This is a genomic window from Pollutibacter soli (assembly GCA_029269725.1).
GTDB classification, from domain to species: domain Bacteria; phylum Bacteroidota; class Bacteroidia; order Chitinophagales; family Chitinophagaceae; genus Pollutibacter; species Pollutibacter soli.
The window spans coordinates 941805-960136 of record JARJHS010000001.1 but is presented as its reverse complement, the minus strand read 5'-3'; the positions used below and the strand labels follow the sequence as shown (position 1 = coordinate 960136).

Annotated in this window: 15 protein-coding genes; 6 read left to right on the top strand and 9 right to left on the bottom strand. The window is 41.9% G+C overall.

Annotated elements, in window-relative coordinates:
- Nucleotides 1-5 precede the first annotated feature (5 nt).
- Nucleotides 6-1223, top strand: a complete 1218-nt coding sequence (locus tag P2W82_RS03950; protein ID WP_336514538.1) for a sialidase family protein — start codon at nt 6-8, stop codon at nt 1221-1223.
- 1420 nt (nt 1224-2643) lie between these two features.
- A complete protein-coding gene (tnpA, locus tag P2W82_RS24765; RefSeq protein WP_419555691.1) occupies nt 2644-3096 on the top strand; it encodes an IS200/IS605 family transposase in 453 nt (150 codons plus the stop codon).
- 24 nt (nt 3097-3120) lie between these two features.
- Here the strand turns inward: tnpA and P2W82_RS03945 are convergent, their stop codons facing one another.
- Together P2W82_RS03945 and P2W82_RS03940 are read right to left on the bottom strand one after the other, a co-directional pair.
- Nucleotides 3121-4647 carry an alpha-amylase gene (locus P2W82_RS03945; protein ID WP_336514537.1) on the bottom strand — a complete coding sequence of 509 codons (1527 nt, stop codon included), beginning with the start codon at nt 4645-4647 and terminating at the stop codon, nt 3121-3123.
- 394 nt (nt 4648-5041) lie between these two features.
- Complete coding sequence (locus tag P2W82_RS03940) at nt 5042-6583, bottom strand: ATP-binding cassette domain-containing protein (RefSeq protein WP_336514536.1); 1542 nt, start codon at nt 6581-6583, stop codon at nt 5042-5044.
- Between the two features lie 78 nt (nt 6584-6661).
- On the opposite strand from P2W82_RS03940, the gene P2W82_RS03935 reads away from it, so the two are divergent.
- Together P2W82_RS03935 and P2W82_RS03930 are read left to right on the top strand one after the other, a co-directional pair.
- Nucleotides 6662-7132 (top strand): response regulator transcription factor, encoded by a 471-nt coding sequence (locus P2W82_RS03935; RefSeq protein WP_336514535.1) that lies wholly within the window; start codon nt 6662-6664, stop codon nt 7130-7132.
- A gap of 105 nt (nt 7133-7237) precedes the next feature.
- Nucleotides 7238-7774, top strand: a complete 537-nt coding sequence (locus P2W82_RS03930; RefSeq protein ID WP_336514534.1) for a DUF4199 domain-containing protein — start codon at nt 7238-7240, stop codon at nt 7772-7774.
- 389 nt (nt 7775-8163) lie between these two features.
- Here the strand turns inward: P2W82_RS03930 and P2W82_RS03925 are convergent, their stop codons facing one another.
- The gene (locus P2W82_RS03925) at nt 8164-9417 is read right to left on the bottom strand and encodes an MFS transporter (protein ID WP_336514533.1); all 1254 of its coding nucleotides are present in this window, start codon (nt 9415-9417) and stop codon (nt 8164-8166) included.
- Between the two features lie 122 nt (nt 9418-9539).
- Between P2W82_RS03925 and mnmC2 the strand changes: the two genes are divergently transcribed.
- Nucleotides 9540-10202: a tRNA (5-methylaminomethyl-2-thiouridine)(34)-methyltransferase MnmC2 gene (mnmC2, locus tag P2W82_RS03920; protein WP_336514532.1), complete on the top strand. Its 663-nt coding sequence runs from the start codon at nt 9540-9542 to the stop codon at nt 10200-10202.
- Between the two features lie 157 nt (nt 10203-10359).
- On the opposite strand, the gene P2W82_RS03915 is transcribed toward mnmC2, so the two are convergent.
- Both P2W82_RS03915 and P2W82_RS03910 read right to left on the bottom strand, forming a co-directional pair.
- Nucleotides 10360-12534: a serine hydrolase gene (locus tag P2W82_RS03915; RefSeq protein ID WP_336514531.1), complete on the bottom strand. Its 2175-nt coding sequence runs from the start codon at nt 12532-12534 to the stop codon at nt 10360-10362.
- Between the two features lie 131 nt (nt 12535-12665).
- Nucleotides 12666-13637: a hypothetical protein gene (locus tag P2W82_RS03910; protein ID WP_336514530.1), complete on the bottom strand. Its 972-nt coding sequence runs from the start codon at nt 13635-13637 to the stop codon at nt 12666-12668.
- Nucleotides 13638-13892: 255 nt separating this feature from the next.
- Here P2W82_RS03910 and P2W82_RS03905 point away from each other — a divergent pair, with 255 nt between their 5' ends.
- Nucleotides 13893-14681, top strand: coding sequence for a mechanosensitive ion channel family protein (locus tag P2W82_RS03905; protein ID WP_336514529.1), 789 nt, complete (start codon nt 13893-13895; stop codon nt 14679-14681).
- Between the two features lie 5 nt (nt 14682-14686).
- Here P2W82_RS03905 and P2W82_RS03900 read toward each other — a convergent pair whose 3' ends face one another.
- The 4 genes from P2W82_RS03900 to P2W82_RS03885 all read right to left on the bottom strand — a co-directional run bounded on the left by P2W82_RS03900 (nt 14687) and on the right by P2W82_RS03885 (nt 18320).
- Complete coding sequence (locus tag P2W82_RS03900; RefSeq protein ID WP_336514528.1) at nt 14687-16204, bottom strand: MFS transporter; 1518 nt, start codon at nt 16202-16204, stop codon at nt 14687-14689.
- Between the two features lie 85 nt (nt 16205-16289).
- The gene (locus tag P2W82_RS03895) at nt 16290-16883 is read right to left on the bottom strand and encodes a hypothetical protein (protein ID WP_336514527.1); all 594 of its coding nucleotides are present in this window, start codon (nt 16881-16883) and stop codon (nt 16290-16292) included.
- 156 nt (nt 16884-17039) lie between these two features.
- Complete coding sequence (locus P2W82_RS03890) at nt 17040-17753, bottom strand: hypothetical protein (protein ID WP_336514526.1); 714 nt, start codon at nt 17751-17753, stop codon at nt 17040-17042.
- A 420-nt stretch (nt 17754-18173) separates the two neighbouring features.
- Nucleotides 18174-18320, bottom strand: coding sequence for a VOC family protein (locus P2W82_RS03885; protein ID WP_336514525.1), 147 nt, complete (start codon nt 18318-18320; stop codon nt 18174-18176).
- Nucleotides 18321-18332 lie beyond the last annotated feature (12 nt).

Below are 18332 nucleotides of genomic sequence, written 5' to 3'. Positions count from 1 at the left end.
TCGCCATGAACTTTTTGACATCCAGATGGAAACGGGTCTCATTTTACCTTCTTTTTTTCCTGCTTATATATGTCACCGGAACGTCGGCTTTTGCACAAAAAGCGTTCACCGACTCCAGCCTCGTTTTTGACCCGGGAGAGAAATTCGCGACGGTAAGAATTCCGGCATTGGTGATGACAAATAAAGGTTCGCTTCTTGCATTTGCAGAAGGTCGTTTAAATGGTCATGGTGATTGGGCGGCGATTGATATTTTATTGCGCAGAAGCACCGACGGCGGTAAAACCTGGGGTGATGTGATAACACTTGTGGAGCATGATAGTAAGAATACGCCGACAAGTAACGCGACCCCGATTGTCGATAAAGACGGTACTATTCATTTTTTGTACCAGCGCAATTATGATCATGCATACTATATAAAATCGACTGATGATGGAAACACATGGTCTGAACCCATTGATATAACTTATGTATTCGAAACTTTCCGTAAAGATTACAATTGGAAAGTAATTGCGCCCGGACCTGGTCATGCGATCCAATTAAAGAATGGCAGATTGCTTGTTCCGGTATGGCTTTGCGAACCGGATAAATCAAGGCCAGGCGGCGATCACCGACCGTCCTGCATCGCAACTATTTATAGCGACGATCACGGTGCAACTTGGAAAAGGGGAGATATCGTTGTAAATAACGGTGACACCGTGCAGGGAATCCGCGTAGTAAATCCCAGCGAAAACGTCGCCATCGAACTTGCTGATGGAAGAGTGCTTTTGAATATGCGTACAGAATCAGTTAACCATGAACGTTTGATTGCTTACAGTAAAGATGGTGCGACGGGCTGGACTAAACCGGTTTTTGATCCTGAATTGTATGATCCTGTTTGTATGGCAAGCCTGATACGTGTTTCAGGCGTGCCAAAAGGAAAGACAAGAATATTGTTTGTTAATCCTGACACCAAAAATGACACGACTGTCGTGAATAAAAACAACTTTCGTAAGCGTGAAAATATCACCGCGTTCATGAGTTATGATGAAGGTGAAACATGGCCCGTAAAAAAATCATTGTTCCCCGGTATATCAGGTTACTCTGACCTGGCAGCCGGGAAAGATGGTACGATCTATTGTTTATACGAACGCCGCGATTCATCGGAGGGTGTTGGTTACAGTAAGTTCAAAGTGGTATTGAAAAAATTTAATGTAGCCTGGCTTACTGATGGAAAGGACAAATAATCATTTTTTAATTCGTCTATAGCAATCAACAATCGCCTGTTGGATGTCGCCCTTTCAGGGCTTCAATTTTCAATTCATCCATTTCGTTGGATGTCGCCCTTTCAGGGCCTCAATTTTCAATTCATCCCTTTCGTTGGATGTCACCCTTCCGGGCTTTTATTTTCGATTAATCCATTTATGTTGGACGTCGCCCTTTCGGGGCTTCAATTTTCAATTCATCCATTTCGTTGGATGTCGCCCTTTCAGGGCTTCAATTTTCGATTCATCCCTTTCGTTGGATGTCACCCTTCCGGGCTTTTATTTTCGATTAATCCATTTCTGTTGGACGTCGCCCTTTCGGGGCTTCAATTTTCAATTCATCCCTTTCGTTGGATGTCGCCCTTTCAGGGCTTCTATTTTCGATTCATCCCTTTCGTTGGATGTCGCCCTTTCAGGGCTTCAATTTTCGATTCATCCATTTCGTTGGATGTCGCCCTTTCAGGGCTTCAATTTTCAATTCATCCCTTTCGTTGGATGTCGCCCTTTCAGGGCTTCTATTTTCGATTCATCCCTTTCGTTGGATGTCGCCCTTTCAGGGCTTCAATTTTCGATTCATCCATTTCGTTGGATGTCGCCCTTTCAGGGCTTCAATTTTCAATTCATCCCTTTCGTTGGATGTCACCCATCCGGGCTTTTATTTTCGATTAATCCATTTCTGTTGGACGTCGCCCTTTCGGGGCTTCAATTTTCAATTCATCCATTTCGTTGGATGTCGCCCTTTCAGGGCTTCAATTTTCGATTCATCCCTTTCGTTGGATGTCACCCTTCCGGGCTTTTATTTTCGATTAATCCATTTCTGTTGGACGTCGCCCTTTCAGGGCTTCAATTTTCGATTCATCCCTTTCGTTGGATGTCACCCTTCCGGGCTTTTATTTTCGATTAATCCATTTCTGTTGGACGTCGCCCTTTCGGGGCTTCAATTTTCAATTCATCCATTTCGTTGGATGTCGCCCTTTCCGGGCTTCAATTTTCGATTCATCCATTTCGTTGGATGTCACCCTTCCGGGCTTTTATTTTCGATTAATCCATTTCTGTTGGACGTCGCCCTTTCGGGGCTTCTATTTTCGATTAATAAATACAACCGCAAAGGAAGTTACCAAACCTGATGAAGTGATCAAGCATTTTGCTCCCAGCCCTGAAAGGGCGACATCCAATAGACAGCAATTCACACATAGTCCCAGCCCTGACAGGGCGGCATCGCCATCGCCCCTGTAAACGTGAAACACGTTTTAACCCCAATCTGCCATCATTATTCTTGGCGAAAACGATCTCTGTTTTTTCACCGACAATATTTCAGAAAAATACGTCCCGACTACGATGATTATACCGTGGCCTGACGACCAATGCCTGTTATTTTTATGATCAATTACAAAACATTGTTATGGGACAATCTCTGGTGCAAAATTATATTCACATTGTTTTCAGTACCAAATTCAGACAACCTTTGATCAAATCAGAATTCCAAGAGGAGCTATACAATTATCTTGGTGGCACATGCAATCAGTTAAATTGTCAATCATTACAGGTAGGAGGGTATTACGATCACATCCACATACTGTGTATGTTATCAAAAAATATAACATTGGTTGATCTTTTGGAGAAAGTGAAATCAAGTTCCTCCAAATGGATGAAACAAAAATCACCAGCACTTAAAAACTTTTGTTGGCAAAACGGATATGGCGCATTCTCGGTAAGCCCATCCCTGGTTAACACAGTCATAAATTATATTAAGAATCAGTATCAACATCATTCCAAAAAAACATTCCAGGACGAATTCCGCGATTTTTTAAAAAATTATAATACTGAGTTCAATGAAAAATATGTCTGGGATTGATATTCCAAATAAACTAGAGCTTCACTATTTTTTTGACTGAATGTGCTTTCTCTTTCTGCCTGGTTTCTGTTGAATATCTTCGACCCAAACCGACACACCTCCCGGCGGACAAAAAAACTCGGCCCAGCCGTCATTGCCAATCTTCACTTTTTCAGGGCGTTTGCCGAGAATGTCAATAAATGTTTTACCTGCGTATCTACCGCCGATTTCCATATATTTCGTTCCTGCGTCCCCGTTAGATAACACTACGGCACAACCGCTGTGCTGATCATCCCCCTCACGCGTCCATCCAATACAGTTGGCATGGTCGAAATAGTCCCGCTGCATTCCATAGGCAGCTTCTTTACGCAATTTTATCATCGTTTCAAGTCCATCCACAATATTCATGAAAATCTCATACTCATATCCATCCTTACCTTTATCCTTATAGATAGATCCGAAAAGATCCGGGTAAAATACACATGGGTAACCTTTTTCCCGAAGAAGTAATAGTGCGTAAGCAATAGGTTTGAACCACGGTTCCACCGGTGCTTCCAGCGACTGCAATGGTTGAGTATCATGGTTAGCGACCAATGTAACCGCTTTGTCGGGACGCACAGATACAAGTGTGTCGTCAAATATGGTCCGCATATCGAAATTGTTCCCCATCCTGGAAGCCCGATGAATATTATGATGAAGCGACGAATCAAAAAGGCTCATGACATTTTGCGTAGCCTCCAGGTATTTCAAAAGCAGGTGCAAAAAGCCGGGCGCCCAGTATTCACCGACAGTAAATAGTTCCTTACCCGTCTGTTCGCGTATATAAGTAAGCCATTCAAGATAAAATCTTGGTGAAATGTGTTTTATTGCATCCAGCCGGAAACCATCGATATCGGTGGTGTCAACATACCATTTTCCCCATTTGTCCAACTCTTCTCGTAGCGCCGGATTACGAAACTCAATATCATTATACATCAGGTAATCGTAATTCCCTTTTTCGTCATCGATCACTTCATCCCAATCGTGTCCCCATTCCTGCAGAATATTGAAAATGGCAGTCTCATTATTTTTTTTATCGAAATCAACACCGGAAAAACACTGATGATCCCAGATGAATTCTGAATATTTTCCTTTGCGCCCTGGAAAATAGAATTTTGTATAGGCTTCTATTTCGTACGGATCGGAAATAGGATGCAAGCGGTTTCCCGGATCCATTTTTACAGCATTGACCATTTCAGTTTCATCACCACCGGCTTTGTGATTGAGCACAATGTCAGCCAGCACCTGGATGCCGTTCTTTTTCAGTTCCTGTATCGCATGCAGATATTCGTCCTTCGTACCGTATTTCGTAGCAACGGTACCTTTTTGGTCAAATTCACCAAGATCGTAAAGGTCATAAACATCATATCCAACACTGTATCCTCCGCCGTTCGCTTTGTATGCGGGCGGAAGCCAGACAGAAGTGATACCAAGAGAGGCAAGGTGTGATGCTTTTTCTGCTACTTCTTTCCAAAGTTTTCCTCCACCCGGCGTATACCAGTGAAAAAACTGAAACATTGTTCCGTTCTGCATATCAATTTGTTGTTTAGGGCAGCAATCGCTCGAATTTTTTCTTTCGGCAAACGCACTGCAAAACCAATACCAGCGGGTTTACTCAGGGAAGTTCTCGGGGAAAATAATCAGCGATTTGTATAGCAAATAGCTGGATTTAAGCTTCAAGGCGGAAAGTGTAGAGTAAAAACATCCGGGGTGTGCGTGTGCATTTTTTTTCCCGCCGGGACGGCTGAGTAAAAGGTTTTCGATCCTCGTAAATCTGCGGAAAAGTAAGTTGTTTAAAGTTGAATGTTTAGAGTAGAAGGGGAAACAGGGCCTTGTTTGAGGTTTTGACTCCCGCGGATGTTCGCAGATACGCAGATAAAATAAGTAATGCGGATCTGCGCCGGTCAGCAAAATCTGCGGGAGCATCCTAAACTTTTTCCCGGAATTCTTCAAAACCCATAATCTCCTCAGGAACACCGCGTGCAAGCCTGATTACTTTTTGTATCCCATCCGGCAGTTCCGACCATTGATGGGTAACATAAATCAAGGTGATATCGGGATTTGAACTTATTTCCGTGATGATAGATTTCAACTGAAGCTGCTGTTCGTCGTCAAGTCCCTGTGCGGGCTCATCTAGCAAAAGCAGTGGTGGATTTTTGATCAGGGCCCGTATCAACAATACCATTCGCTGCACCCCGGCCGGCGCCTGCCTGAATAACTGCCGCGCATAACCGTAAATCTGCAACAACTCCATCCATGCTTTTATTTTTGGGGAATGTGCAGCCTGCTCCATCCGGAATAAACCTATCGTATCATAAAAACCGGATTCGATGATTTGCAGACAGGTCTGATCTGACGGGAAATACTGGTACAATTCTGCTGAAACAAAGCCCGTGTTTTTCTTTATATCCCAGATGGATTCTCCGGTTCCACGTTTTCTGTCGAACAAAATAATGTGATTGGCATATGCCTGTGGATGATCCCCATTAATGAGGCTTAGTAATGTCGATTTCCCGGCACCATTTTCGCCCACGAGTGCCCATTTCTCACCCTGTTTTACCTTCCAGTGCAGTCCGTTAAAAATCACCGCATCGCCATAACGAATCACCACATCTCGCATGTAAGCGATCTGATTGAAACAGCTTTTCCTTCCGGATGCAAGCAGATGATGCAACTGAGTGGCATCAGGTACAAACTGTTCTTTAATTGTTATCCTGAATTTTTCGAATTCATTACGGTTAAATACTTTTTCGAAGCTTCCATTTTTCATTACGGCAACAGCTCCGATATGTAACGGGACTGCTGATGCGGTTGTCGTTATTATTACTGTACATCCTTTCTCGGTCAGTTCCAATAACAACTTGTCGAATACTGCTTTTCCTTCGGTATCAAGCCCCGTGATGGGCATGTCAAGCAGCAATAGTTTCGGATGTTTCAGCAATGCACCTGCGATCAGGAGTCTCCTGGTCTCGCCGGACGACAATTGAATCAATAATTTTTCTTTGAGCCTGTCCGTCTGGAGATATTCATTCAGGTGATTGATTTCATTTTCATCAACATCATGTGTGTACATTAATTTTCCGAGGTACTCTCCAACAGTGATCGTATCAGTAATATCACCTGCATTGAATCGCTGCTGATAATAAAACCCGGTTACACCATCATTGGTTTTGAATCCATGCTTGGTATCCACCAGGGTTGAAATTTTCCACCATTTTTTTGTACCGAAATCATTACCGGCTTTTCCTGCAGCTGTCCCGGCATTAAAATGAAGCTGCCCGGCAAGCAGCTGCAACAGACTTGTTTTTCCCGAACCACTGGGGCCGATGATTGCCCAGTGTGTACCTGGCTTTATCTCCATAGAGATCTTATCCAGGATCTTTTTCCCATAAGCGCTCACCCCAACATCATTCAAAACCAGGAAAGCTTCGTTTCCATCCGTTTCAACCTGTTCTCCGGCATGATTCATTCCGGAAAGTTAACCATTGGAGAATTGCTTAAGCATTTTTCGTAAAAACGAATATTGATTATTTTGCCTTAGCGTCCGATGGCTACATTTCTTAAAAAATATAAACTGATCATTCTTTACGGCTGCTCACTGGCATTGCTATTGGTGATCCTGCGGTGGCTGGAATGGAAAGTGGTGATCATGGATCATTACATGGAAATTTACCTCGGTCTGATCGCTCTGCTGTTTACCTGTCTCGGCATCTGGATCGCTGCAAAACTGACCCGCCCGAAAATTAAAACTGTTATCCAGGAAAAAACAGTAATTGTGCGTGAAGAGATTCCGTTCAAGCAAAACGAAAAAGAACTGGCAAAACTGAATATCTCGAAACGCGAACTGGAAGTGCTCGAACTTATGGCTGGTGGTTTGAGCAACCAGGAAATTGCTGAGAAGCTCTTTTTATCACTCAGCACCATAAAAACGCATAGCTCCAGTCTGTTCGAAAAACTTGATGTAAAGAGACGTACACAAGCCATTGAAAAAGCAAAAGCCCTTAGGCTGATTGCCTGAAATCTCATTCTTTGGTAGGAATTTTAAGGGGAGAAAGTCAAAACCGTACTTTAGTATGAGGGATTTTTATTGAAGTCATTCTAGATTTCCGTAAAATTAAAATTTATGAAAAGAATTATCTGGGTTTACGGAATTATTGCAGGATTGATCGTTGGCGGCTGGTTGTTTGTGGCAACAGCAATAATTGGTCATGAAAGGATAGAGAATGGCATGTTCCTGGGCTACGCCTCGATGGTGCTGGCATTCTCCATGATATTTGTTGCGGTCAAAGCATATCGTGATAAACATCTCGACGGAACCATCAGTTTCGGAAAAGCATTCAGGATCGGACTATTGATAACCCTGATCGCATCAACGATATATGTTCTCACCTGGGAACTGAGTTTCCATTATTTTGTACCGGACTATATGGAAAAATATACCGAAAAAACAATTGAAGATTTGAAGACTTCCGGTACTGACCAGGCCACCATCGACAAACAGGTCACCGAAATGAAATCCTTTGGTGAAATGTATAAAAATCCTTTGATACGCCTGGGATTTTCGTATATGGAAATATTACCCGTTGGTTTGCTGATCTCACTGATAGTCGCATTGATACTGAAAAGGAAACCGGGATCGGTCAGCAGCGTTCCTGCATAGGCCTGATGTCAAAATGTATTACTTAGGGCTTGCTGATTAAGTGATGGCGGGGAGAGTGTTTCGCCTGCCTGCCGGCAAAGGCAGGTTTTTCGTTCATCTTTGTTCGTTGAAGAGGTGTGATTTCCGGAAATGTAGATTAAAGAATTCAAAGTATAAATCTGACGCGGAAGCCAACCAGATTCAACGGGTTTCACCTTTTGACTTTTACATCGATGCATGCACTGGCATCAAAATTCTTTTGTAATTCAATATCCATCAGGATTTGTAAAACAGACAGGAAGTCCAGCTTACCTAAAAATATATTTCGTTGCCTTTCCGCATGTATGTTCCTGCGCAGCATTTTACTTTTAACCTGTAACGTTGAACTTTAAACTTTTAACCTTGAACTTTCACCTCACTGGTGTTTGTTTTCGTATAGCGATAATGGTGATGATCGCGCTCAGGAATAATGATCCCGACATAAAGAGATAGGAAGCCCCAAAATCGCCTTTCAATCCATTGAGATATCCGACCAGGTAAGCCCCGATAAAGGAGCCGAGTGCACCGAAACTGTTGATCAAAGCCATAGAAACACCGGCCACATTTTTGGGGAGTATTTCGGTGATGATAGCGAAAAATGGTCCATAAGGGGCATACATACTGGCGCCAGCGATCACGAGCAAAACAAAGGAAACCCAGAAGCTTTGTGCACCGAGCAGATAGGAGAGATAAAACGCGATAGCGCCAATGGCCAGTAATGGCCAGACGAATATTTTTCTTAGTTGTAGTTTATCTGAGAAGTACGCGGTACAAAGCATGGATAACACAGCAAAGACATACGGAACTGCACTTAACCAACCAGTGGTAACAATGTCCATGTTGGGTGCCGACTTAATAATTGTCGGGAGCCACATCACAAAACCATAAACGCCGATGCTCCAGAGTGCGTACTGTAAACTCAGCAGGATCACAGTCTTTGATTTGAATGCTTCAAGATAATTTTTGACAGGTTTGATGGCTTGCTGCTCTTTTGCCAGTTGATTCAGCAGAGTTTCTTTTTCATCGGCAGGAAGCCACTTTGCATTTTTAGGATCGTCATCGATCCATCGCCACCAGAAAAATGCCCAGATGACAGCAGGTATTCCCTCCAGAATGAACATACCGCGCCATCCCACGGACTTAATGAGATAGCCGGACAGGACGGACATCCATAGAATAGTGACCGGGTTGCCAAGAATAAGAAAAGTATTTGCACGCGATCGCTCGTTTTTTGTAAACCACCGGCTGAGCAGAATTAGCATTGCAGGAAATACAGCGCTCTCAACTACTCCCAGCATAAACCGGATAACGATCAACAGGGTTATGTTTGAAGTGAGGCCAGTTGCGGTAGCCAGTGCGCCCCAACCAATAAGCGACCAGAAGATCAGCTTTTTTGCGCTCCTGTTTGATGCAAATGAAGCTCCTGGAATCTGGAAGAAAAAATAACCGAGGAAGAATAGCGAACTGAGTAAAGATGAAACTGCCGATGTGATATGGAGGTCCGTTGCCATGCCGCCAGCGGCACCAAAACCAAAATTCGCTCGATCAAGATAAGCGAGGCTATAGGTGATAAATGCCATGGGGATCATTCGGTACCAGCGGGATGCGGAACTTGCACTTTTCATTATGGCGGGTTGATGAAGTTTAAACTTACTGAAAATTTTGTCATGACCGATCTCTGCTTTCTTACATACATAGATAAAATTCCAGATCGTAATTTGCGCAACAACATTCATATAGTAATTCAATGCAGACGATCGAACAAACAGGAGATGGTTCCATCACAATCAGGAATACCGGATCGGGTGTAACCTATCACTCAGTTCATGGAGCGATCAGTGAATCTATGCATGTGTTTATCAATGCAGGATTGGATTTTCTGGCAAAAACCAAAACTTCAATCAGCATTTTAGAATTGGGTTTTGGTACAGGATTAAATGCATTGCTAACGTACAGGTATAGTGTTGAAAAAAGCCTTTCCATCTGCTACGAAGCCTTTGAACTATTTCCATTGAAACTGGAACTCGTTGAGCAACTAAACTATTGTTCGTTAGATAACCTGAAGAGCTGCACCTCAGTTTTCAATGAGATGCATAAGGCAGACTGGGGGAGGGTGCGCGTATTTGGAAAAAATTTCGAACTCAAAAAACGAAATGAGGATATTATTGAAGCTGAACTGAATAATAATTTTGATTTGATTTATTTCGATGCATTCGATCCTGTGCATCAACCCCAGCTATGGACTGAAAGCGTATTTCGAAAAATTTACAATGCGTCCAATGAACATGCTGTGCTGGTAACATACAGTAGCAAGGGCGATGTTAGAAGAGCGTTGACTGCTGCAGGCTTTACTGTTGAAAAATTAAAAGGAGCTCCCGGAAAGAGAGAAATGTTGAGAGCGTTGAAATAGGCAAAAGGGAAAAGTAAGGAGGTAAAAGGGAACAGCCAGGTAGGTAATAGTCGCAGGCAATAGGAACAGCCGGCCGCAAACTCTGAGATTTCACCAATCAGCCTGAGCAATACTGAGAGCAACTTTCCACTATTATCGGTAAAATCTTATTGCCTGCTTACTTTTGCCTAACCAGCTTAGAAAAAGGAATATCCATCACCGGGTAAGCTCTCCATCCGGAGAAATCAAAATGCCACCATTCATCCGGATAGATATCAAAACCATTTTCAGTCATTAGTTTTTTCAACAGCTCACGATTTTTAAATTGAGTTGCTGGTAATCCGGGATAATTTGCCGCTGCGCGGTTTTCAAATGCATCCCATGCTGTTGGCATTTCAAGTTCTTTACCCGATTTAAGATCGATAATCGTGAGATCGACTGCGCATCCGCGGTTATGTCGCGAGCCCGAGTAAGGAGATGCAACAAAAACAGTATCTCGAAATGTCTCATAAAATTTTACCGTGACACTGTAAGGTCTGTAAGCATCATAAATTTTTAATCCGAGTCCTTTCTTTTTCAATTCCGCCTGTACTTTTTTCAGAGCTTCAGCTGCAGGTTTGCGTAAATATGCCGCTGCGATATTGTACACTGGTTCCTTCATCAGGTTTTTTGAAGTGGCGTAACGAATATCCAGCGCAATTGTAGGAATGTACTTGTCGAGAGCAACCAGTTCCTGTGATGGATCCTTCTCAACCATGGTAAGATACTCCGCAGGCTCGTTGATTGTCTTCAGTTTATACTTGTTATAGTTCGCGTTGTTCTGTGGTTTTTCCCAGATATGGTATTCCTGAATTTTAGGATCAGCCTCAGGTGATAAAGTGAAGCGAACCATGAGGTCAGCATTCTCACCTTCAAGTATGAAATTTCCTCGTAGTTGATTATCCGGAATCATTTTGGTGACACTAAGAATCTTTCCTGATTTCTTAAATAATTGTGCAGCCTCTTTTCTGAGTGTATCAATAAAATAGTCGGCGAAAAAATTCTCTGCGAAAATGCTGCTCTTTTCTGCATTCTTCCACTCAGGCAGAAATGTTACGAGTTGTTCTTTTCGTTTTTCAAGAATAGATGAAGATGGAAGTTTCCTGGGCTGCAAATCTGCAATCGAAATAATCGTATCAATTATCGCAAGATTAAGGCCTGAAGTTGCCGCATAAGTAAGACTGCTGAATGATACTATGCCAATGCCATAATGTGGAAGAAAAGTCCAGTGAGAACCAAACCCGGGCAATCCTCCGCTATGTCCGATCAATTCTTTTCCATTACAATCCTTTGACCAGCCGAGTCCGAAATTGTAGGAGCTTATGCGCGGGCAAGGTATACCATTCATCTTCTTCGCATAGGCATGGAGGTTACTGATCGGGCCGGGTGCATGCATCTCTCTGACTGAACTTCTGCGAACGAAACCATCATCAGCATCTGTCCGGGGAGGCCATGCCGAGATGTGTAAACTCATATACTTTGCAAAATCCTCAATCGAAGTAAGCATCCCCCCCATGATTCCGTAAGATCCGCTATGAAGCATTTCTTCTTCCTGCCATACATTGTTCACTAACCGGTATCCATGTACCAACTGATCACCAGGAACTTTACTATATTCCCACCAGGTATTATTCATGCCCAATGGCTTAAGAATTTCGTCATTGATATATTCTTCATAATGCCTGCCGGATGCATTGGTGATGATTTTTCCCAGCATCGCAAAACCAAGATTACTGTACTCATAAGATTGTGACGGAATATTTGAAAGACTTAATCCTTTGCTTATAAAGTCCGAAAGCTCTTTATCTGAATCCTGCAATTGCCTGTCACCCCAGGGATTGTCTTCCGGAAAACCGGCAGTATGTGAAAGGAGATTTCTGATGGTTACCGGAGGCGCATCAGAAGTCAACCAGTTTTGATTTGACAATTCAGGAATGAATTTAGTCACAGGATCGTCCAAACGAAGTTTTCCAGCATCACGAAGTTTGATTATAGCGAGCCCTGCAAAACTTTTACTCATAGAAGCAATGCGAAAAACAGAGTTGGTTGTTACCGCTGTTTTTGTCTGCTGGTTATTGGTACCAAACGTTCCGGTATGTATAAGTTTCCCATCGACCACTAAACCATAAGCAAAGCCAGGGATTTTTTCTTCATCTACTTCCCTGCGATACATATCGTCAATAACAGAGAACGCAGACGATATACGTTTGATGCGCAAACTGTCTGTAAATGCTGGCGGTTGAAAGTTATTAATGGAAGTATCTGAAGGATGCAAATAAAACAATACACCTAACATTACCGATGCTATCCCCATTTTTGACAGGATTTTAGTTTTTGTAATTTATTCAAATAAGGAAAGCAATCGTAAACTAAATTGCCTGTCAGGTCAGATAAAAAACAGATATAATATTTCAATTATCCGAGTGGAAAAGTGATTTGTCAGGCTCATGGAACTAATAGGTGCCATTCCAGCTTTGATTCGGGATGACGGTCAGTAACCAACAGAACTCCGTTTCTGAACCGCATTATTCCTTCCCAATTGTCGTTTTCAAACGAAATATCTCTTATCACATTAAAACTTACTTGTTTCTTTCTCACATCTAATACAACAATTCGAGAAAAGCAATCTGTCCTCCAATCAGCAAATCCATCACCTTTTTTTATTTTTTCCTGAGGTTCAAATAACCCGAACTCGCCCTGATAATAATAGTTGATTCCATAGGTCCGCTTGCCATCGTTAAACAAATCCGTTATTCTGAAATCAATAGGATCAACATCGATTCGTTTTCGCTTTTTCAGATGTCTGTCAATTATATATCCGGTTGATTTTCCTGGGTAGCGATTGTATTCAAAAAGCAGCAGTAAACGTTTTTGCTTTGGCAACCATGCCATACTCTCGAAGCCGATATTATGAATAGTGATTGTTGAATCGCCCTGTTTCTTTCTGAGTTTAGGCAAAGCTAATATGGTTGCCGTGTCAAGAATGATTGAACTATCGTTGATGTTTCCACGAACCAGGTAACAGTTTCTGTCTTCATCCAATGTCTCGATTGACAGAAAAATGTCATTATCGACTACAGTCACAGCTTCGAACCCCTGGTAGTAAGGCAACCTGCTTTTTATCTGTTCCAGATAGATCAGTTTCCAGTAATGAATAGTTGCGGTTAACGATTTTCCATCTAATATCTCACCAATGTACGAGGTGTCAATTCCTGGTAATGTGGTTGCAGGATATTGCTGTAGCAGGATCAATTTTGATTTATAGATGCCTAGCCCGGAATATTCATACAGCTGATCATTTAGTGGTTCCGGTAGTGGAATGCGTTTCCCCTGCGCATGCAGATCTGTATGCAGCAGAAAACAAAAACAACTCAAAATGGGGAGCAAAAATTTTGCTGAAGATGTTGGAATCCGCATCGGGTGCTCTTTTATCCTGCATAAATATCTGATTTTATTCTTCCCTCCTTACTGTCTTCCTGTTTAAAAAATAGAAGTACCTGCTCAGGAATAGTTTTTGAACCAGATTGGGCGATAGTTATGTACCTGGTAAAAATATTTTCAATCGGGTAACAAAACAAACCACACAACGATTGCCTGCAGAACATCAATTCCGCGGATGTGGAATTTTTTTCCCGAAATGAATACTTCTTAAATAAAAAATGAATTTCCGCTATGAACATGAAAATGTGGATGGATAAGCTATATCAATGGATACTGGAGTACGGACCCAGGATCGCTTTGGCCATTATACTACTGCTTATTGGATTATGGGTTATCCGGCTGATCAGGAAATGGTTCCATAACAGGTTCCTGAAAAGAAGAGTCGATTCTAATTTCAGGCCTTTTATAGTCAGTTTGGTATCAACAGTTTTGTATATTTTCCTTGGATTGGCAGTACTACAGACGGTAGGTATGCGCATGACAATCTTTGCTGCATTGATTGGAGCAATTGGTGTTGCAGCGGGCCTGGCGCTATCAGGTACAATGCAGAATTTCACTTCCGGAATATTGATTCTTGTTCTCCGACCATTTGAGATAGGCGATACCATTATCGCTCAGGGACAAACCGGAGAAGTAACTGCCATCAAAATATTCTATACGGAAATCATCACAGCTGATAACAGAACAGTCATCATCCCTAACAGCAAACTATCAAATGAACTTATAGTAAATCTCAACAGAACGGGCACCCGCAGAATAGATATCGAAATGAAACTGAATTTCGGGCAGGATCCGGTAAAACTTGAGAATATTGTGAAAGATGTTTTCAGATCAGTACCCGAAATTTCAAAATTACCCGAACCTAAAATGGAAATAACATCGATGGAGGCAGATGGATATAAAGTGATGATGAACGGCTGGGTGAAGTCAGAACATTTTAACGAATACAAATCTGTTGTTCAGCAGCTATTGATTGATCGGTTGAAAGCTGAAGGATTTAAGTTGCCGGGGATGGCATAAAACTGTCAGCTCTTGCCAGATGAATTTTTGGGCAAACTGGCTTTTTCATGATGCTCATTTCTTCGGATTTTTCCCCAGATGTGGTCATGCAAGGTGATGAGCTGCCCGAGGATATATTTTTCCTTCAGACTATTTTTGATAGAGCTGCGCATTACTTTCATTACCACATCTTTTTCTACTTCACCGGTTTCTTTCACGGCAACTAGAAACTCGAGAGCAATAAACGCGACGAACGCACCGATCAGGAAAAGAAAATTCCATTCATGAAGTGAAACTACATGTAATACTTTGTTGAATTTCGGACCGATCCATTGCGCATTGATAGATAAAGAACGTTTTTCAAAATAATCAGCCAGTATACCACCCACCAGCGGACCAAGTGCAGAAAAGAATGAAGTGATGATATTCTTTACTGATAAATACACTATGGAAAAATTAGCCGGAGCAAGTTTGAGTCCGATATTGGTAAGGGACAAATTTATGCCACCGGTGGCAACACCGGTTATGATGTGAATGATAACCAGCAGAATAAGGTTGGCATAGAGTTGCGAATAAATTCCAACAAAGCACCAGGCGATAAGAACGATAATATAAAGCGGCGCATTGATCGCAATGATGGTTTTATTCGAATATCTATCTGCGAATTTTCCCCATAGACGAATTGTAATTATTCCACTGAGCTGACTGATGATTGTTAGTCCGAGTACATATGAAATCGATAAACCCATTGATTTCATAAGAAATACTGTAAAAAATGGCATTGCAATATTCATGGCGAAAACCCAAAGGGAGTTAAAGACCATCAGCCTTTTGAAATTTCCATCTTTCAGCGGTCTTTTGAACAGTTTAAAAATATTTTCACGCGCAAGTACAGATTGTGGCTCGGGCACTTTCGACAAAAGTATTACTCCGAATAAACCAACGATTCCCGCAATAGTGTACATGATGCCGTAGGTATTCAGTTCAGTTCCCGGAAATTTTCTTCGGGTAAAATCCAATGCTAAAGCAAGCATTAATCCAAGTCCTGCATTAAGCATCTGGTTGTTTCCGCTTCGTTTTGCAAAGAAACTGGCCAGTATATTTTCCGGAACCAGGTCTTTCATCCATGAGTTCCAGCTCGGGCCTGCAATCGATCCACATAAATAATAGACAAATAGCAATGATACCAGCAACAGGATATTCATTGTTCCCGTTAACACAATCACAATCCCAATGGATAAAAGAGGAATCCTGGCAAGAATGGAAAAAATAACAGATACAGCCCGCCGGTTGTTGTATTTTCTGACAAGCCAGATGGACACCAATTGAAATATATTGGTAAGCGTTGGAAGGGCCGCCAGAAAACCAATCTGGAAATTTGTTGCTTTGAGAAGGATGGCCATTGCTACAAGGAAAGTACTTCCGGCCAGGGAGCTTCCGGTGATCGTATTCATTACCTCTGTGGCAAGTCCTTCCCACAGGGTAATCTTCATTCCCTTTTTGCGTTCTTCTTCTGTTAACTGTTGTTGCGGAATCAACGGCATATGATATGATAACCGATCTCAATTATCATACCCGCTAAAAAATTGGGTGAAGATTTAATAAACCCTTTAGAACCACATGGCCTATTCAACTCATTCCTGCTGCAGAAGCAAATCTGGTATTGTTTGACAACCAGAGAATCAGTAATGTTTCAAAAATGATGGTAAAAGGAATAACGGAAATGTTCTTAAGGAAAAGAAGCATTGACCACTCAGAAGCAGTCGTCTCCAGTATATTGTTCGTTTTCAGGTGCAATAAAAAACAGGTTTGATAGGCGCTTGCATCAATCAGGTAATTCATCAGAAATGCAAAAAAGCTGTAACCTGAAAGACTAACAATAATGATCAACCATTTCTGCTTAAAAGTTGTAAGTGCGGATCGCAACTGCAGTTTGCGGGATTTTTTCTGTGTAAAAAACCTCAGGATCTGGTTCCACCCTTTCCAAATATTTGATTCGCCAAGTACAAATACAAATAAGAATATTCTGGACGACTGAATAACAACTTCAAGAACGCTGTTAAAGACCGGACTGATCTGTCCAAATCCACCTAATTGCAGAACGCGACCAAAAGCAGCAATTAACCCCAGTGCCAATAAAGTAGAGAAATGATTACGGATAAAGTGGAATGTTTTATAAAGCACAGGCATGTCCTTCGTATACTTTACGGAGATGCTCAGCATATTTTTCATCGGCAAATCTGGGTGAAATGTACTTGCAATTTACCGAAACCAGATTTTCTTTTCTTGTGAAATTTAATTCAGCCAACCGGAAAACCAATCCCCTGTAATCGAATTTGAAATCCTGTTCAACTGAATTGAATATTCATCCTTTGTAATTTAAAAATGATGAATTTTTTCAACCACCACATAGGCCGTCAGAACGGTAAACATCAACACTGAAATCGAGATGAGAATGAGTTGTGGCAGAGATGCAATCCTGAGATTGATTGTCTTGAGAAAGGGAATATTAAATTTCTTCTGTGTGTTGGTAAGATTTAAAGCAACTGCGACAACAATCCCTCCGATAAATAACATGGGTGAAAAGAAATTGAAATAGCTTTTCCTGATACTCGATCTTTCGATCCAATCAATAAGAGTAAAACTATTGGCAATGCCTAATTCAGAAGTCACAATAGACCCGATAACGAAATAACAAACCGGCGTGATTACGATTGCACTGATCAGAAATCTCAACAGGTTATCTTCTCTTGAAGTTGTTTCCAGAATATACATCCCGGCGACAATTCCTACGGGCACAAGTAACAGACTCAGTAAGGGAATAACGGGTGAGCCCAGGTTGGTTACTGCGAACAAAACAGCAATACTAAAAAAAACCAGTCCGGATAAAAATAACACCTGGCGATGTTCCTGTTCAATTAATTTCACTTTTGCTGCAATCGCTAATGATGAGAATATTCCAATGGCGCCTCCAACAAATGCGCCGGCAAACAATATGGTATTTCCGAATGCGAAACCAATAACAGAGCCGATAAAAGTCAGTAATCCACAAAACAGGAGGGAGAGGGTAGCGGTATAAATATACTTTTTCATTGATCGGGCTTTGGTTGATGAAATAATTCAGTTCACATATTTGTCGAAAAATATTTTCGGACAGGTGGTTCACAAGGATATTCTATTCGAAAACTGAACGGTTAAATCAAAGGAGTTAATCGAATGCTACTGGAGTGGAGATCAGGGGATATGGCTATTTGGTGCTGGCGCAATTTTCCCAGAGAAAATTTTCGCGTCTGAAACCGGATGGACGTAGGAGATCGAACCGGAATTCTGACATCAAGATAATGCTGTTTTTCAAAATTTACAATTATCGGGCGAACGCTTTTTCCAGGGCCGGAAATACCGTATTTATTCATCTGTAAAAATGAATTGGTGACCCGTTTCACTTTTTTCCTTGTCCGGACCAGGAAGCATATCTGTAAGGCGAACAGATTCCACCTGCCATTACACGCCGAACTAATCCTTTAGCCATCCGCATGGTCCTTCTTCACCGTCTTTCGAGAGCGCATTCCAGTAATAATCAATCTCTTGCTGACTATCGCGACTAATGGTGATGGCTACTGCTTCATAGAAAACAAATTTGAGTGGCGCAATGCTGTCCATTGCTATGAAAGT

Excerpts from the sequence above, each read along its gene's own strand:
- mnmC2 (WP_336514532.1), top strand. The coding sequence starts at position 9,540 with ATGCAGACGATCGAACAAACAGGAGATGGTTCCATCACAATCAGGAAT.
- P2W82_RS03900 (WP_336514528.1), bottom strand. The coding sequence starts at position 16,204 with ATGCCGTTGATTCCGCAACAACAGTTAACAGAAGAAGAACGCAAAAAG.
- P2W82_RS03885 (WP_336514525.1), bottom strand. The coding sequence starts at position 18,320 with ATGGACAGCATTGCGCCACTCAAATTTGTTTTCTATGAAGCAGTAGCC.
- P2W82_RS03895 (WP_336514527.1), bottom strand. The coding sequence starts at position 16,883 with ATGCTGAGCATCTCCGTAAAGTATACGAAGGACATGCCTGTGCTTTAT.
- P2W82_RS03890 (WP_336514526.1), bottom strand. The coding sequence starts at position 17,753 with ATGAAAAAGTATATTTATACCGCTACCCTCTCCCTCCTGTTTTGTGGA.
- tnpA (WP_419555691.1), top strand. The coding sequence starts at position 2,644 with ATGGGACAATCTCTGGTGCAAAATTATATTCACATTGTTTTCAGTACC.
- P2W82_RS03950 (WP_336514538.1), top strand. The coding sequence starts at position 6 with ATGAACTTTTTGACATCCAGATGGAAACGGGTCTCATTTTACCTTCTT.
- P2W82_RS03915 (WP_336514531.1), bottom strand. The coding sequence starts at position 12,534 with ATGGGGATAGCATCGGTAATGTTAGGTGTATTGTTTTATTTGCATCCT.
- P2W82_RS03930 (WP_336514534.1), top strand. The coding sequence starts at position 7,238 with ATGAAAAGAATTATCTGGGTTTACGGAATTATTGCAGGATTGATCGTT.
- P2W82_RS03940 (WP_336514536.1), bottom strand. The coding sequence starts at position 6,583 with ATGAATCATGCCGGAGAACAGGTTGAAACGGATGGAAACGAAGCTTTC.
- P2W82_RS03935 (WP_336514535.1), top strand. The coding sequence starts at position 6,662 with ATGGCTACATTTCTTAAAAAATATAAACTGATCATTCTTTACGGCTGC.
- P2W82_RS03925 (WP_336514533.1), bottom strand. The coding sequence starts at position 9,417 with ATGAAAAGTGCAAGTTCCGCATCCCGCTGGTACCGAATGATCCCCATG.
- P2W82_RS03945 (WP_336514537.1), bottom strand. The coding sequence starts at position 4,647 with ATGCAGAACGGAACAATGTTTCAGTTTTTTCACTGGTATACGCCGGGT.
- P2W82_RS03910 (WP_336514530.1), bottom strand. The coding sequence starts at position 13,637 with ATGCGGATTCCAACATCTTCAGCAAAATTTTTGCTCCCCATTTTGAGT.
- P2W82_RS03905 (WP_336514529.1), top strand. The coding sequence starts at position 13,893 with ATGAACATGAAAATGTGGATGGATAAGCTATATCAATGGATACTGGAG.